Source organism: Mycobacterium sp. E1386, assembly GCF_001672745.1.
Classification (GTDB): domain Bacteria; phylum Actinomycetota; class Actinomycetes; order Mycobacteriales; family Mycobacteriaceae; genus Mycobacterium.
Window position 1 is genome coordinate 1 of sequence record NZ_LZKH01000199.1, and the last position, 14467, is coordinate 14467.

Here is a 14467-nt window from a genome sequence, read left to right on the forward strand (position 1 = left end):
GCGCGGTGATCTGGGGCGGTGCGCCGCGCTGGTGGTCGGCGAGCACGTGAGCGGTGGTCGCGCCGGAAAAGGTGACGTCTACCAGATCGAGGTCGCATCGCTGCGCGACCAGGTGCGCATAGTTGCGCGCCGACCGACCGGAGCCCCAGGGCGCCCCGGTGGCACGGGGCCCGATGCCTGGACCGGCGGCCATTGAACTGCCCAGCGCGACATAGCGTTTCATCGTTCGGGGCTGGACGCCTGCGCCCAGAAGCGTTTGGGAATCCGTCCCGCCCGCCGGGCCAGATAGCCGGCGGTGACGGCGGCGGCCATCGCGGCCGCCATCGTCGCCGGATCGGCGGCGCGGGTCACCGCGGTGGCCAAAAGCACGGCGTCGCAACCCAACTCCATCGCCAGCGCGGCGTCGCTGGCGGTTCCGATGCCGGCGTCGAGCACCACCGGAACGCCGGCCCGGGCGACGATCATCTCGATGTTGTGCGGGTTGGTGATGCCCAGGCCGGTGCCGATCGGCGAACCCAGCGGCATCACCGCCGCGCAACCGGCGTCTTCGAGCCGACGCGCCAACACGGGGTCGTCATTGGTGTAGGGCAGGACGACAAACCCGTCGTCGACCAGTTGCTCTGCGGCCCGGACCAATTCGACCGCGTCGGGCAGCAGCGTGCGCTCGTCGGCGATCACCTCCAGCTTGACCCAGTTGGTGTTGAGCGCCTCGCGGGCCAACTGCGCGGTCAACACCGCCTCCGCCGCGCTGCGGCACCCCGCGGTATTGGGCAGCGGCGTGATGCCGAGCCGGTTGAGCAGATCCAGCAGCCCCGTCCCGCCGTCGGCGTCGACGCGCCGCATCGCGACGGTGGTCAACTCGGTGCCCGACGCGACCAGCGCCTCCTCCAGCGCTGCCAGGCTGGTCGCCCCCCCGGTGCCCATGATGAGCCGGGAGGCGAAGCTGCGATCGCCGATCGTGAGTTTCAATTCAGCCACCCTGCACCGCCGTCACCACCTCGAGCCGCGCACCATCGAAAAGCGTTGTCGTCCAATTGGATCGCGGCAACACGGCGTCACCCATCGCCACCGCGACGCCCCGCTCCGGGTAACCCAGCGACTGCAGCAGCGCGGCCACCGTCGTCTGCTCGTCGACATCGACCTGCTGCTCGTTGACCACCACGATCATGACGGCGCTCCGACCGGCGCCAGTTGACCGACGATCTGTTCGGCGGTCCATGGCGCCAGCAGAAACCCGGATCGGCCGTGGCCGCCGGCCACCAGGGTTCGCTCGTCCAGGCGTTGCACCAGGGGCAGGTTGTCCGGTGTCATCGGGCGCAGGCCGGCGGCGCACTCGGCGAGTTCGTACTCGCCGAGCGCGGGCAACACCGCACACGCGTCGTCGAGCAGGTCGCGCACTCCGGAGACCACCGGGGCGGTGTCGCGCCCGTGTTCGTATTGGGTGGCCCCGACCACCACCCCGTCCGCACGGGGAACCAGGTACACCTGCCGCCCGTGCACGCGGGCCCGAATGACGCGCTGCGGCACCGGCATACACCCCCGGCGCCAGCGCAGGCGCAACACCTCGCCCTTGACCGGGCGCACCGGCAGGCCGGGCCAAAGCGCGGGGGCGTCGATGCCGTTGGCGATCACGACCGCGTCGCCGTCGACCGCGGACAGTTCGTGCGCCGGCGGGGCCCATCGCACGCCGAGGCGCTCGCATTCCGCGGCCAGGGCGTCCAGCACCGCGCGGTTGTCCACCGCCAGCTCGGTGGGGGCCCGAAAGCCGTGCCGGATGCCTTGCGCCAGCAGCGGTTCCAGATCCCGGGCGGCCGACTCCCAGACCACCGGATGCCCCTGCGCGGACAGCCAGTCGGCGACGGTGCGCAGGTCGGCGACGTCGGCCCGGTCGACGGCCACCACCAGCGACTCGCGGGCGGTGATCACCTGCGGGGGAAGCCCGTCGGTGAAGCCGCCCTCGCGCCACAGCCGCAGTGACTCCAGCCCCAGCTGCAGCAGCCGCTCCTCACCGGGCCAGCCTTCGCTGTGCGGGGCCAGCATGCCGCCGGCGACCCAGGACGCGCCCCGCTCGGAAGTGCGGTGCACCCGGACCGACCATCCGGCCTGCGCGGCGCGGCGCGCCACCGACAGCCCGATGACGCCCCCGCCGATGACGGCCAACGACCCAGGGTCTGTTGGCATCCTTGGCCTCCCTTCGCCGGCATGACCCGGATCAGGTGTGACGGTAAGGGCAGGTCCCGCTGACCTGGCTGTGCCCACTCTCAGCCCCGCAGATGACTACCCGGGACTCCCGTGTCGGTAAGTTCTTCGGCTTCCACGCTAGCGCGCTAGCGTCGCGGTGTGCATCAGCGAGTTATCCGCCTGGCGGCCGCACGGTTATATCTGTGTACCGACGCGCGCCGGGAGCGCGGCGATCTGGGCGAGTTCGCCGACGCCGCGCTGGCCGGCGGGGTCGATATCATCCAGCTGCGCGACAAGGGGTCGCCCGGTGAGCAGCGGTTCGGGGCCCTCGAGGCTCGCGACGAGCTGGCGGCGTGCGAGATCCTGGCCGACGCGGCCCGCCGGCACGGCGCCCTGTTCGCGGTCAACGACCGGGCGGACATCGCCCGCGCGGCGGGCGCCGATGTGCTGCACCTCGGGCAGGGTGACCTGCCGCTGGAGGTGGCCCGCGAAATCGTCGGCCCGGACACGCTGCTCGGCCTGTCCAGCCATGACCGCGATCAGGCCGCGGCCGCCGCGGCGGGCGAGGCGGACTATTTCTGCGTCGGCCCGTGCTGGCCCACCCCGACCAAACCGGGGCGGGAGGCGCCGGGCCTGGGGCTGGTGCGGTCGGCCGCCGACCTCGGCGGCGCAAAGCCGTGGTTCGCGATCGGCGGCATCGACGAGCGGCGACTGCCCGAGGTGCTCGCCGCCGGCGCGCGGCGGATCGTGGTGGTGCGGGCGATCACGGCGGCCGCCGACCCGCGGGCCGCGGCGCAGCGGCTCAGTGCGGCGCTTGCAGCAGCGAGCTGATCCGCCGGCTGAGGTGCGACGGCTCCTCGTCGGCGTCCCCGGGCATGCACCAGACGAAGACGCCGTCCTCGATCTCCATCGTGCGGGGCAGGTGCCGCCGCCGTTCGTCGGCGTGGCCCAGGGGCACCAGCGCCGTGGCCGTGCGCAGCCGGTGCCAGCTCGCGGCGAAGCCGGGATGCAGCGGCAGCTCGGCCACCTCGTCCTCGGCGACCCAGCGCATCTCGGCGCTCTCCCCGTTGGGCACGGTGTGCAGCAACTCGGCGGCGTCGGCGACCACCGTGGTGTAGGTCCAACGGGCGCCGCCGAGCCCGCCGACCTCGGCCGTGACCACCGTCGACCGCACGGTCAGCAACTCGCCGTGCAGGCCGGCCTCCTCGTGCGCCTCGCGGACCGCGGTCTCCTCCGGCGTCTCGTGGCTGTCGCGGGCGCCGCCCGGCAAACCCCAGGTTCCGCCCTGATGGCTCCACACCGCGCGATGCTGCAGCAGCACCGCCGGGGTGCCGTCCGGCCGCGGGGCCCGCAGCAGCAGACCGGCCGCGCCGTACCGGCCCCAGTAATGGGCGCCGCTGTGGGAGACCACCCAACCGTCACCGTCGCCCTGCACGAGTTCAGGATATGCACGTGATCGCCTGGTCAATTGGTCTGCCTCCACCCATCCGCCGCAACATTCTCTTAGAATTCGCTTATAGAGGTTCGTGCAGCGTTCCGGTGGCCGCGAAAGATGAGGGCTGATAACTCGTGACGGTTGAGCTGGCGCACCCGTCGACCGAGCCGCAGGGGTCGCGGTCGCCGGCCGAACCGGCCCATCCGCGCTGGTGGTTCATTTCCACCACGCCCGGCCGCATCCTGACCATCGGGATCGTCCTGGCGGTGCTCGGCGGCATCTGCGCCTTCGCCACCTCTACCACCATCAACCACCGGCAGCAGGTGTTGACGACGGTGCTCAACCACACCGAGCCGCTGTCGTTCGCCGCCGGGCGGCTGTACACCACCCTGTCGGTGGCCGACGCCGCGGCGGCCACCGCGTTCATCGCCGAGGCCGAGCCACCGCCCGTACGGCAGCGCTACGAGCAGGCCATCACCGACGCGTCGGTCGCGGTGACTCGGGCGTCGAGCGGGCTCACCGACGAACCGCTGGTGCAGCTGCTGGGCCGGATCAACGCCGAACTGGCCGTATACACCGGCCTGATCGAAATCGCGCGCACCAACAATCGCGAGGGCAACCCGGTCGGGTCGTCGTATCTGTCGGAGGCCTCGGGCCTGATGCAGTCGACGATCCTGCCGGACGCGGCGCAGCTGTATCAGGCCACGTCGGAACGGGTGGACGCGGAAACCACCGCGTCGACGCAGATCCCGGCGCCGGTCATCCTGGTGGTCAGCGCCACCGCGGTCTTCGGCATCTTCGCCCACCGATGGCTGGCCAGGCGCACCCGGCGCCGAATCAACCCCGGCCTGGTCGTGGGCGGCCTCGCTATCCTCGTCATGGTGGTATGGGTCGGAACAGCGCTGACCATCTCCACGGCCGCCAGCCGTAGCGCCAAGAACACGGCCGCCGACTCGCTGCGGATCGTGACCAACGTCGCGATCACCGCCCAGCAGGCGCGGGCCGACGAGACGCTATCGCTGATCCGCCGCGGGGACGAGGAGAAGCGCAAGCAGTCGTTCTATCAGCGGATCGACTCCATGCACCAACAGCTGGACCAGTACATGGTCCGCAGCGACGCCGTCGACAAACCCGACCTGGAGGGCGCCAACCAGCTGCTGCTGCGCTGGCGGCAGGCGAACGACCGGATCAACTCCTACATCTCGGTGGGCAACTACCGGGCGGCCACGCAGGTTGCCCTGGGCAGCAGCGAGGACGACTCCACGCCGGCGTTCGACAAGCTCGAGGACCAGCTGGTGAAGGCCATCGACCAGAGCCGCACCCACCTGCGCAACGACGTCCTCAACGCGCGCAGCGGGCTGTCCGGCGCCCAGGTCGGCGGCGTGGTGCTCAGCCTCGGGGCCGCCATCGCGGTGGCGCTGGGCTTGTGGCCGCGGCTGAGAGAATACCGATGAGAACGCGGCTGGCGCGGTCGCGGCGGGCGGGCGCCGTCCTCGCGACGGCGGCCGTGCTGGCCGGATGCGGGCACACCGAATCGCTGACGGTGGCCAACGTGCCGACGCTGCCGCCGCCCACCCCGGTCGGCATGCAACAACTGCCGCCGGAGCCGCCGCTGCCGGCGGACGACCCGGCCCAGGGCTGCGACCTGACCGCGAGCCTGCGGCCCTTCCCCACCAAGGCCCAGGCCGACGCCGCGGTCGCCGACATCCGCGCCCGCGGCCGGCTGATCGTCGGGCTCGACATCGGCAGCAACCTGTTCAGCTTCCGCGACCCGATCACCGGCGAGATCACCGGTTTCGACGTCGACATCGCCGGTGAGATCGCGCGTGACATCTTCGGCGCCCCGTCGCACGTCGAATACCGCATCCTGTCGTCCGACGAGCGCGTCACCGCGCTGCAGAACTCCGAGGTCGACGTGGTGGTCAAGACCATGACGATCACCTGCGACCGGCGCAAGCAGGTGAACTTCTCGACCGTCTACCTCGACGCCAACCAGCGCATCCTGGCCCCGCGCGATTCGCCGATCACCAAGGTGGGCGACCTGTCCGGCAAGCGGGTCTGCGTGGCGAAGGGCACGACGTCGCTGCACCGGATCCGCCAGATCGACCCGCCGCCGATCGTCGTGTCGGTGGTCAACTGGGCCGACTGTCTGGTGGCGATGCAGCAGCGCGAGATCGACGCCGTCAGCACCGACGATTCGATCCTGGCCGGGCTGGTCGAAGAGGACCCGTATCTGCACATCGTCGGCCCGAACATGGCGACCCAGCCGTACGGGATCGGCGTCAACCTGACCAACACGCCACTGGTGCGGTTCGTCAACGGCACGCTGGAGCGGATCCGTCGGGACGGTACGTGGAACACGTTGTACCGCAAGTGGTTAACGGTGCTGGGGCCGGCACCCGCCCCGCCCACGCCGAGGTACTTGGACTGATGACCGAGTCAGAGAAGACCGAACAGCCGGAATCCGGCTCCGAAGACGTGAGCCCGGGCACCCAACCGCCGGACACGCAGGGCGGTGGCCCGACGACGGGGCGCATTCAGGCCACCCAGGCGCTGTTCCGTCCCGATTTCGACGACGATGACGACGACTTCCCGCACATCTCGCTCGGCACCATGGACAGCGAGCCGCAGGACCGGCTGACGATCGGGACTCGGGTGCTGCCGCCGGTCAGACACCTCGGCGGCGGACTGGTCGAGATCCCCCGGGTCCGCGACATCGACCCGGTCGAGGCCCTGATGACCAACCCGGTGGTGCCGGAGGCCAAGCGGTTCTGCTGGAACTGCGGAAAGCCCGTCGGCCGCTCCGGCAAAAAGAGCAAGGGGACGTCCGAGGGCTGGTGCCCCGCCTGCGGCAGTGCGTATTCGTTTCTCCCACAACTGAATCCGGGAGACATCGTCGCCAACCAGTACGAGGTGAAGGGCTGCATCGCGCACGGCGGCCTGGGGTGGGTGTATCTCGCTGTCGACCACAACGTCAACGACCGCCCGGTGGTCCTGAAAGGCTTGGTGCACTCCGGCGACGCCGAGGCGCAGGCGATCGCGATGGCCGAACGGCAGTTCCTCGCCGAAGTGGTGCACCCGCAGATCGTGCAGATCTTCAACTTCGTCGAGCACAAGGACCGGAACGGCAACCCGGTCGGCTACATCGTCATGGAGTACATCGGCGGGCAGCCGCTCAAGCACAGCAAAGACAAGAAGCTGCCCGTCGCCGAGGCCATCGCCTACCTGCTGGAGATCCTGCCGGCGCTGACCTATCTGCACTCCATCGGCTTGGTCTACAACGACCTCAAGCCGGAGAACATCATGCTCACCGAGGAGCAACTCAAGCTGATCGACCTGGGCGCGGTGTCGCGGGTCAATTCCTTCGGCTACCTCTACGGCACCCCGGGCTTCCAGGCGCCCGAGATCGTGCGGACCGGCCCGACGATCGCGACCGACATCTACACCGTGGGGCGCACCCTCGCCGCGCTCACGGTGAACCTGCCGACCCGCAACGGCCGCTACGTAGACGGCCTGCCCGAAGACGACCCCGTGCTGAAGACCTACGACTCGTTCCGCCGGTTGCTGCGCCGGGCCACCGATCCCGACCCGCGGCGCCGGTTCGGCAGCACCGAGGAGATGTCCGCCCAGCTGATGGGCGTGCTGCGCGAGGTGGTCGCCCAGGACACCGGGATACCGCGGCCTGGCCTGTCGACGGTCTTTTCCCCCAGCCGCTCGACGTTCGGCGTCGACCTGCTCGTCGCGCACACCGACGTCTACCTGGACGGCCAGGTCCACTCGGAGCGGCTGACGGCCCGCGAGATCGTCACCGCGCTGCAGGTGCCGCTAGTCGATCCGGCCGACGTCGCCGCTCCCGTCCTGCAGGCGACGGTGCTCTCCCAGCCGGTGCAGACCCTGGACTCGCTGCGCGCGGCCCGGCACGGCACGCTGGACGCCGACGGCGTCGAGGTCTCCGAATCGATCGAATTGCCGCTGATGGAGGTCCGCGCGCTGCTGGACCTGGGCGACGTGGCCAAGGCCACCAGGAAGCTGGACGACCTCGCCGAGCGGGTGGGCTGGCAATGGCGATTAGTCTGGTACAAGGCCGTCGCCGAGCTCCTCACCGGCGACTACGATTCCGCCACAACGCATTTCACCGAGGTGCTGGACACCTTCCCCGGCGAGCTGGCGCCCAAGCTGGCGTTGGCCGCGACGGCCGAGCTGGCCGGCGACGTGGACGAGCAGAAGTACTACCAAACGGTGTGGAAGACCAACGACGGGGTGATCTCGGCGGCTTTCGGGCTGGCCAGATGGCTTTCCACCGAGGGTGATCGAGCCGCAGCGGTGCGCACCCTGGACGAGGTGCCGCCCACCTCAAGGCATTTCACCACCGCGCGCCTCACCAGCGCCGTCACCCTGCTGTCCGGGCGGACGAAGAGCGAGATCAGCGAGGAGGACATCCGCGACGCCGCCCGGCGTGTGGAGGCGCTGCCGCCGACCGAACCGCGGGTGCTGCAGATCCGCGCGCTGGTGCTGGGTTGCGCGATGGACTGGCTGGAGGACAACAAGGCCAGCACCAACCACATCCTCGGCTTCCCGTTCACCGAGCACGGGCTACGGCTGGGCGTCGAGGCCGCGCTGCGCAACCTGGCCCGCGTCGCGCCCACCCAGCGCCATCGCTACGCGCTGGTGGACATGGCGAACAGAGTGCGGCCGACGAGCACGTTCTAGGACGCGCTTCTCCCTTTCGCGTCGAGTGTGCTTCCAGGGCGGCGACACGCCGGTGAACCCCGCCCTCAGCGCACACTCAATGCCGTGACCGCACACTCGATGCGGCCAGCGCGTCCCGAACCCTGCGCACGATTGCGGCGGGCCGGTCCTCCGCGACGACCCGGACAACGATCCATCCCATCCGCTCCAGGGTTTCGGTCCGCCGAATGTCCTTGACGTATTGCCGTCGGTCGGTGCGGTGTTGGTCGCCGTCGTATTCGACGGCGACCATGGCGTCCTCCCAGCCCAAATCCAGGAAGGCAAACGGGATGCCGTCGTCACCCAGCACCGGCACCTGGGTCCGCGGCCGCGGCAGACCGGCGTCGATGAGGAGCAGCCGCAAATAGCTCTCCCTGGGCGACTGGGCACCGGCGTCGACCAGCTCCAGGGCGGCTTCCAGCCGCCGGAGGCCGGGCGAGCGGGGGTGGCAGCGCGCCACGCGCAGCACGTCGTCGGCCTTGAAACCCGTTGCCCTGGCCAGCGCGTCGAGTCGCACCACGGCCGAGCGCACCGCGCCATGCCGGCCGATGTCGAAGGCGGTGCGTTCGGGCGTGGTGACCCGGTAACCGCCCATCGTCTGCGTCTCCCCGTCGAGCAGCGCGTATCGCCGCGTCAGCACCCCGCGTGGCGCACGGGGAGTGGTGTGCGCGAGCTCGACGGGCACGTCGTCGGGAATCCATTCGGCGCCATGCAATCTGGCGGCCGCCGCCCCGACGACCGTCGCGCGGCGTCCGGACCACAGCCAGGCCGCCAGGATCCGCTGTTCAAGCGACGGCTCGACGCCCAGCGAGAAGTAGACGTTCGGAAGCAGCGCGCGGTAGTGCGTTCTCAGTTGATGCCGGGTCACCGCCCCGGACGCCAGCGCCTCGCTGCCGATGAACGGTTCTTCCATGCCGGGCACACTCGCACGTGAGCACCCGGCGGGGCGTGCGGCCATCCACAGGGCCCTCTTCTGCGTCGAGTGTGCGTCCAGGGCGGCGACACGCCGGTGAACCCCGCCCTCAGCGCACACTCAAAGTCGTGTAAGCACACTCAACGGTTTAGCTCGACAACGCACTCGCGGGCGATGGCGAGTTCTTCGTTGGTGGGTATCACGAGCACGGTGATCGGCGACGCCTCGGCGGAGATCTGCCGGGCGCCCTTGCCGCCACCGAGGTTGCGGCGCTCGTCGAGCACGATCCCCAACTCCTCCAGCCCGGCCACCGCGTCGCGGCGCACCGCCGCGTCGTTTTCCCCGATGCCGGCGGTAAAGGTGATGACATCGGTGTGCCCCAGCACCGCCAGATAGGCGCCGATGTACTTGCGCAGCCGGTGGGTGAACACGCTGTAGGCCAATTGGGCTGCGGCGTCGCCCGATTCGATCATGGTGCGCAACCGGCGGAAGTCGCGCTCGCCGGACAGGCCCAGCATCCCCGACCGCTGATTGAGCATGGACTCGACCTCGTCGACGCCCATCTTCGCGGTGTGGCAGAGATAACTGACGATGCTGGGGTCGATGTCACCGCTGCGGGTGCCCATCACCAGACCCTCCAGCGGGGTCAGGCCCATCGACGTGTCGAGGGGTCGGGTGCCGGCGATCGCCGAGGCGGAGCAGCCGTTACCCAGATGCAGCACAATCTGTTTCAGGCCGCGCAGCGGCCGGCCCAGGAAGGCGGCGGCCTGTTCGCTCACATACCGGTGCGACGTGCCGTGGAACCCGTAGCGGCGGATCCGCCAGCGTTCCGCCAGGCCGCGGTCGATGGCATAGGTCGCGGCCGCGGGCGGCATGTCATGGAAGAACGCCGTGTCGAACACCGCGATGTGCGGAACGTCCGGCAGCAGCTTGCGCGCCACCTCGATCCCTTTGACCGCGGGGGGATTGTGCAGCGGCGCCAGTTCCGACAATTCGTCCAGTTTGTCGAGCACCGCGTCATCCACCGGTGTGGGCTTGTAGAACGTCTGGCCGCCGTGCACCACCCGGTGGCCCACCGCCACCAAATCGCAAGCGCGCAGGTCGATTCCCTGATCGGACAGTGCGTCGAACGCTTGCCGCAGCGCCGTGTCGTGGTCGCGCACCGGGGACGACTCTTCCCCGATGCGTTCGACGTTGCCCGTCGCCCGGGCCTCGCCGGAGTCGGGGTCGACCAACTGGTATTTCAGCGAAGACGAGCCGGAGTTGATCACCAGCACCGTGCGTTTGGCGTTAACCACGGGCACCCTGTGCCTGAATCGCGGTGATGGCAACCGTGTTCACGATGTCTTCGACCAGCGCACCCCGGGACAGGTCATTCACCGGCTTGCGTAAGCCCTGCAGCACCGGCCCTATCGCGATCGCCCCGGCACTGCGCTGCACCGCCTTGTAGGTGTTGTTGCCGGTGTTGAGGTCGGGAAAGATCAGCACGGTGGCGCGGCCGGCCACCGGCGAGTCCCGCAGTTTGGCGGCCGCGACCGACGGCTCGATCGCGGCGTCGTACTGGATCGGACCCTCGACGGGCAGGTCGGGCGCCCGGGAACGCACCAGTTCGGTTGCGGCTCGGACTTTTTCCACGTCGGCTCCGGCCCCGGAGTCGCCGGTGGAATAGGACAGCATGGCCACCCGCGGCTCGATGCCGAATCGCGCGGCGGTGCGCGACGACGAGATGGCGATGTCGGCCAGCTGCTCCGGTGTCGGGTTGGGAACGATCGCGCAGTCACCGTAGGCCAGCACCCGATCGGGCAGGCACATGAAGAAGACGCTGGAAACGGTGGAGACGTCGGGCATGGTCTTGATGATCTCGAACGCAGGCCGAACGGTGTGCGCCGTGGTGTGCGCGGCGCCGGACACCATCCCGTCGACCATGCCGTTGTAGACCATCATGGTGCCGAAGTACGTGGCGTCGCGCATGATCTCGCGGGCATGCTCGACCGTGATTCCTTTGGCCTTGCGCAACTCGGCGTACTGGTCGGCGAACCCGTCGCGCAGGTCGCTGGTGAGCGGGTCGATCACCTTCGTGTCACCGAGGTCGACTCCGAGTTCGGCTGCGCGCAAACGAATTTCGGCCTCGTCGCCGAGGATCGTCAGGTCGGCGATCTGGCGCTGCAGCAGGCGGCCGGCCGACTTGAGGATACGGTCGTCGTCGCCCTCGGGGAGCACGATGCGCTTGCGATCCGCGCGAGCCAACAGGTGCAGGCGGTGGGTGAACATCTGCGGCGTGGTCACGGTCGGGATCGGAATGGCGAGCTGGGCCAACATATCCCCGATGTCGACGTAGCGGTCCATCAGTTCCAGCGCGGTGTCGATCTTGCGCTGCGAGCTCGCCGTCACCCGGCCGCGCGCCGAGGCCGCGGCGCTGGCCGTGTCGTAGGTGCCGAGCTTGGTGGTGACGATGGGCAGCCGGAGCCGCAGTCCGGCCACCAGGGCGCTGATCGATGGATGCAGCTCGAACCCGCCGTTGAGCACGATGCACGACAGGGACGGAAAGCCTTCGGCCGCATGGGCGCTGGCCACCGCCAGCACCACGTCCGAGCGGTCGCCGGGGGTGATGACCGCGACGCCGTCTGACAGCCGTTCGAGCACGTGGTCGGCGGTCATCCCCGCGACCATCACGCCCAGCACTTCACGTCCCAGCAGCGCGGTGTCCCCACTGACCAGCGTTCCGTCCACCGCCTTCTGGAGGTCGGCGACCGCGGGCGCGGGCAGCAGCGGCTCGTTCGGCAGCACGTAACTCTGCGGGGTGAAGGCGCGCAGCGCCTCGGCGACGGCGCTCATGTGCGATGGTTCGCAGCGGTTGGCCACCACCGCCGCGGTGTGGGCGTGCTGGGCGGCCAGGTCGTCCAGACACGACTGCACGACATGGACGACGTCCTCGGCCGTGCGCCCCTTGGCCCGCACCACCAAAAGCACAGGTGCGCCGAGGTTGACCGCGATGCGCGCGTTGAACGAAAGTTCGGCGGGGCTGGCGACGTCGGTGTAGTCACTGCCGACGATCACCACGGCGTCGCACGCTTCGGCCATCGCGTGGTACCGGTCGACGATGTCGGCGAGCGCGGCGTCGCGGTCGGCGTGCAACTCCTGATAGGTCACACCCACGCACCGCTCGTAGGGCAGGCCCGCGGTGCTGTGCGCCAGCAGCAGCTCGAGGATGTAGTCGCGGTCTTCCCCGAACCGGGTGATCGGCCGGAACACCCCGACCTTGGCCACGTTCGCGGCGAGGTGGTGCATGATCCCCAACGCGATCGCCGACTTGCCGGTGTCCCCCTCGGGTGCCGCGATATAGATCGCGGAGGGTTGGGAATCCGGCCGGGAGGCGTCGGACACGCTGAACGCCTGCCCTATGAGGCCAGCCTGCGCAACCTGGGCGCGAGGTCCTTTTCGAACAGCTCCAGGAAGCGACGCTGGTCGTGGCCGGGCGCGTGGAACACCAAGTGGTTCAGGCCCCATCCGACGTACTGGGCCACCTTCTCGACGGCCTCGTCGGGGTCCGACGCCACGATCCAGCGCTTGGCGACCTGTTCGATGGGCAGCGCGTCGGCCGCCTTTTCCATCTCGATCGGGTCGTCGATGCTGTGCTTCTGCTCGGCGGTCAACGACAGCGGCGCCCAGAACCGGGTGTTCTCCAGCGCCAGTTCGGGGTCCGGGTCGTAGGAGATCTTGATCTCGATCATCTTGTCGACGTCGTCGACGTTGCGCTCCGCCGCGGCCGCGCCCTCCTTGACCGCCGGGATCAGCTTGTCCTTGTACAGCTCTTCGCCCTTGCCCGACGTGCAGATGAAGCCGTCGCCCGCGCGGCCGGCGTACTTGGCGACCGCCGGGCCGCCGGCGGCGATGTAGATGGGCACGCCACCGTCGGGCACGTCGTAGATCGAGGCCCCCTTCAGCCGGTAGTACTCGCCGTCGAAGTCGACGCGGTCACCGCGCCACAACTCCCGCATCAACCGCACCGATTCGCGCAGCCGGGCGAAGCGCTCCTTGAACTCCGGCCAGTCACCCTCGTAGCCGGTGGCTATCTCGTTCAACGCCTCTCCGGTGCCGACGCCCAGGAAGATCCGGTTCGGGTACAGGCAGGCCATGGTGGCGAACGCCTGCGCGATCACCGCGGGGTTGTACCGGAACGTCGGGGTGAGCACGGAAGTGCCCAGCACGATCCGTTCCGTGCGCTCCCCCACCGCCGTCATCCAGGCCAGCGAGAACGGGGCGTGCCCGCCCTCGTGCCGCCACGGCTGGAAATGGTCGCTGACGGTCGCGCTGTCCATGCCGTGACCCTCGGCGGCGACGGCCAGTTCGACGAGCTCACGCGGTGCGAATTGTTCGGCGGACGCTTTGTATCCAAGTTTCAGTTCAGCCACCCGTTATTTCTACTCCTCGGGCGGTCGCTCCTAAACTCGCGGGCATGGGACCGGCACCGACTCTCGTTCAAGTCACCGACACGGTTCACCTCGCTCAGGGCCACGCCGTGAACTGGACGGTGGTCGCCGACGACACCGGGGTGATGCTGATCGACGCCGGCTATCCCGGGGATCGCGACGACGTGCTGGCCTCGCTGCGGCAGCTGGGCTACGAGGCCGGCGACGTGCGGGCCATCCTGCTGACGCACGCGCACATCGACCACCTGGGCTCGGCGATCTGGTTCGCCGACACCTACGGCACGAGTGTGTATTGCCACGCGGACGAAGTGGGGCACGCCAAGCGCGAGTACCTGGAGCAGGTCTCGATTTTCGATGTGGCGATTCGCATTTGGCGTCCCCGGTGGGCGGTATGGGGCCTGCACGTGGTGCGCAGCGGCGGCCTGATCCGCGACGGCATCCCGTCCACCCGGCCGCTGACCACCGAGGTGGCCGCCGGTCTGCCGGGGCGCCCGATGGCCATTCCGACCCCGGGACACACCGGCGGGCATTGCTCGTATCTGGTCGACGGGGTGCTGGCCAGCGGCGACGCGCTGATCACCGGCCATCCGTTGCTGCGTCGCGGCGGGCCGCAGCTGCTGCCGGCGGTGTTCAGCCACAATCAGGACGATTGCGTCCGCAGCCTGGCCGCGCTGGCCCTGCTGGAGACCGAGACGCTGGCGCCCGGCCACGGCGACCTGTGGCGCGGTCCGATCCGCGAAGCCACCGACCGGGCGATGGCGCTCGCCCGCGGGGGATGAG

13 protein-coding genes, 1 pseudogene and 1 riboswitch are annotated in these 14467 nt (G+C 69.6%); of the genes and pseudogenes, 5 read left to right on the forward strand and 9 right to left on the reverse strand.

Going from position 1 to position 14467, the window contains the following annotated elements:
• The 4 genes and pseudogenes from A5709_RS20170 to thiO form a co-directional block, all read right to left on the reverse strand.
• Positions 1-223 (reverse strand): annotated as a pseudogene (locus A5709_RS20170) (SGNH/GDSL hydrolase family protein); the annotation flags it as partial.
• Positions 220-978, reverse strand: a complete 759-nt coding sequence (locus A5709_RS20175) for a thiazole synthase (RefSeq protein WP_067943851.1) — start codon at positions 976-978, stop codon at positions 220-222. The gene A5709_RS20175 and the pseudogene A5709_RS20170, both read right to left, overlap by 4 nt.
• Positions 971-1168 carry a sulfur carrier protein ThiS gene (gene thiS / locus A5709_RS20180; protein ID WP_067943854.1) on the reverse strand — a complete coding sequence of 66 codons (198 nt, stop codon included), beginning with the start codon at positions 1166-1168 and terminating at the stop codon, positions 971-973. The genes A5709_RS20175 and thiS overlap by 8 nt, the downstream gene beginning before the upstream one ends.
• Positions 1165-2181: a glycine oxidase ThiO gene (gene thiO / locus A5709_RS20185; RefSeq protein WP_067943856.1), complete on the reverse strand. Its 1017-nt coding sequence runs from the start codon at positions 2179-2181 to the stop codon at positions 1165-1167. Before thiO ends, thiS begins: the two co-directional genes overlap by 4 nt.
• Positions 2172-2304, reverse strand: a riboswitch (TPP riboswitch). It overlaps the preceding gene by 10 nt.
• Positions 2305-2340: 36 nt before the next feature.
• On the opposite strand from thiO, the gene thiE reads away from it, so the two are divergent.
• The gene (gene thiE / locus A5709_RS20190) at positions 2341-3012 is read left to right on the forward strand and encodes a thiamine phosphate synthase (protein WP_067943858.1); all 672 of its coding nucleotides are present in this window, start codon (positions 2341-2343) and stop codon (positions 3010-3012) included.
• On the opposite strand, the gene A5709_RS20195 is transcribed toward thiE, so the two are convergent.
• Positions 2984-3616: an NUDIX hydrolase gene (locus A5709_RS20195; protein ID WP_067943860.1), complete on the reverse strand. Its 633-nt coding sequence runs from the start codon at positions 3614-3616 to the stop codon at positions 2984-2986. The genes thiE and A5709_RS20195 overlap by 29 nt on opposite strands.
• 134 nt (positions 3617-3750) lie before the next feature.
• Between A5709_RS20195 and glnX the strand changes: the two genes are divergently transcribed.
• The 3 genes from glnX to A5709_RS20210 are packed head-to-tail and all read left to right on the forward strand — an operon-like array spanning position 3751 to position 8326.
• Positions 3751-5070: a protein kinase G-activating protein GlnX gene (gene glnX / locus A5709_RS20200; RefSeq protein WP_067943862.1), complete on the forward strand. Its 1320-nt coding sequence runs from the start codon at positions 3751-3753 to the stop codon at positions 5068-5070.
• Entirely contained in the window at positions 5067-6047 is a 981-nt protein-coding gene (locus tag A5709_RS20205; RefSeq protein WP_067943864.1) for a glutamate ABC transporter substrate-binding protein, read from the forward strand. The genes glnX and A5709_RS20205 overlap by 4 nt, the downstream gene beginning before the upstream one ends.
• Positions 6047-8326 carry a serine/threonine-protein kinase PknG gene (locus A5709_RS20210; protein WP_067943866.1) on the forward strand — a complete coding sequence of 760 codons (2280 nt, stop codon included), beginning with the start codon at positions 6047-6049 and terminating at the stop codon, positions 8324-8326. Before A5709_RS20205 ends, A5709_RS20210 begins: the two co-directional genes overlap by 1 nt.
• A gap of 76 nt (positions 8327-8402) precedes the next feature.
• On the opposite strand, the gene A5709_RS20215 is transcribed toward A5709_RS20210, so the two are convergent.
• From A5709_RS20215 to fgd, 4 genes are all read right to left on the reverse strand, one after another.
• A complete protein-coding gene (locus A5709_RS20215) occupies positions 8403-9257 on the reverse strand; it encodes a DUF559 domain-containing protein (RefSeq protein ID WP_068121896.1) in 855 nt (284 codons plus the stop codon).
• Positions 9258-9397: 140 nt separating this feature from the next.
• Positions 9398-10555 (reverse strand): acetate kinase, encoded by a 1158-nt coding sequence (locus tag A5709_RS20220; RefSeq protein WP_197520204.1) that lies wholly within the window; start codon positions 10553-10555, stop codon positions 9398-9400.
• The gene (pta, locus tag A5709_RS20225; RefSeq protein WP_068121899.1) at positions 10548-12641 is read right to left on the reverse strand and encodes a phosphate acetyltransferase; all 2094 of its coding nucleotides are present in this window, start codon (positions 12639-12641) and stop codon (positions 10548-10550) included. Before pta ends, A5709_RS20220 begins: the two co-directional genes overlap by 8 nt.
• A gap of 14 nt (positions 12642-12655) precedes the next feature.
• The gene (fgd, locus tag A5709_RS20230) at positions 12656-13669 is read right to left on the reverse strand and encodes a glucose-6-phosphate dehydrogenase (coenzyme-F420) (RefSeq protein ID WP_068121903.1); all 1014 of its coding nucleotides are present in this window, start codon (positions 13667-13669) and stop codon (positions 12656-12658) included.
• Between the two features lie 44 nt (positions 13670-13713).
• Between fgd and A5709_RS20235 the strand changes: the two genes are divergently transcribed.
• Positions 13714-14466, forward strand: a complete 753-nt coding sequence (locus A5709_RS20235) for an MBL fold metallo-hydrolase (RefSeq protein ID WP_067943874.1) — start codon at positions 13714-13716, stop codon at positions 14464-14466.
• Position 14467 lies beyond the last annotated feature (1 nt).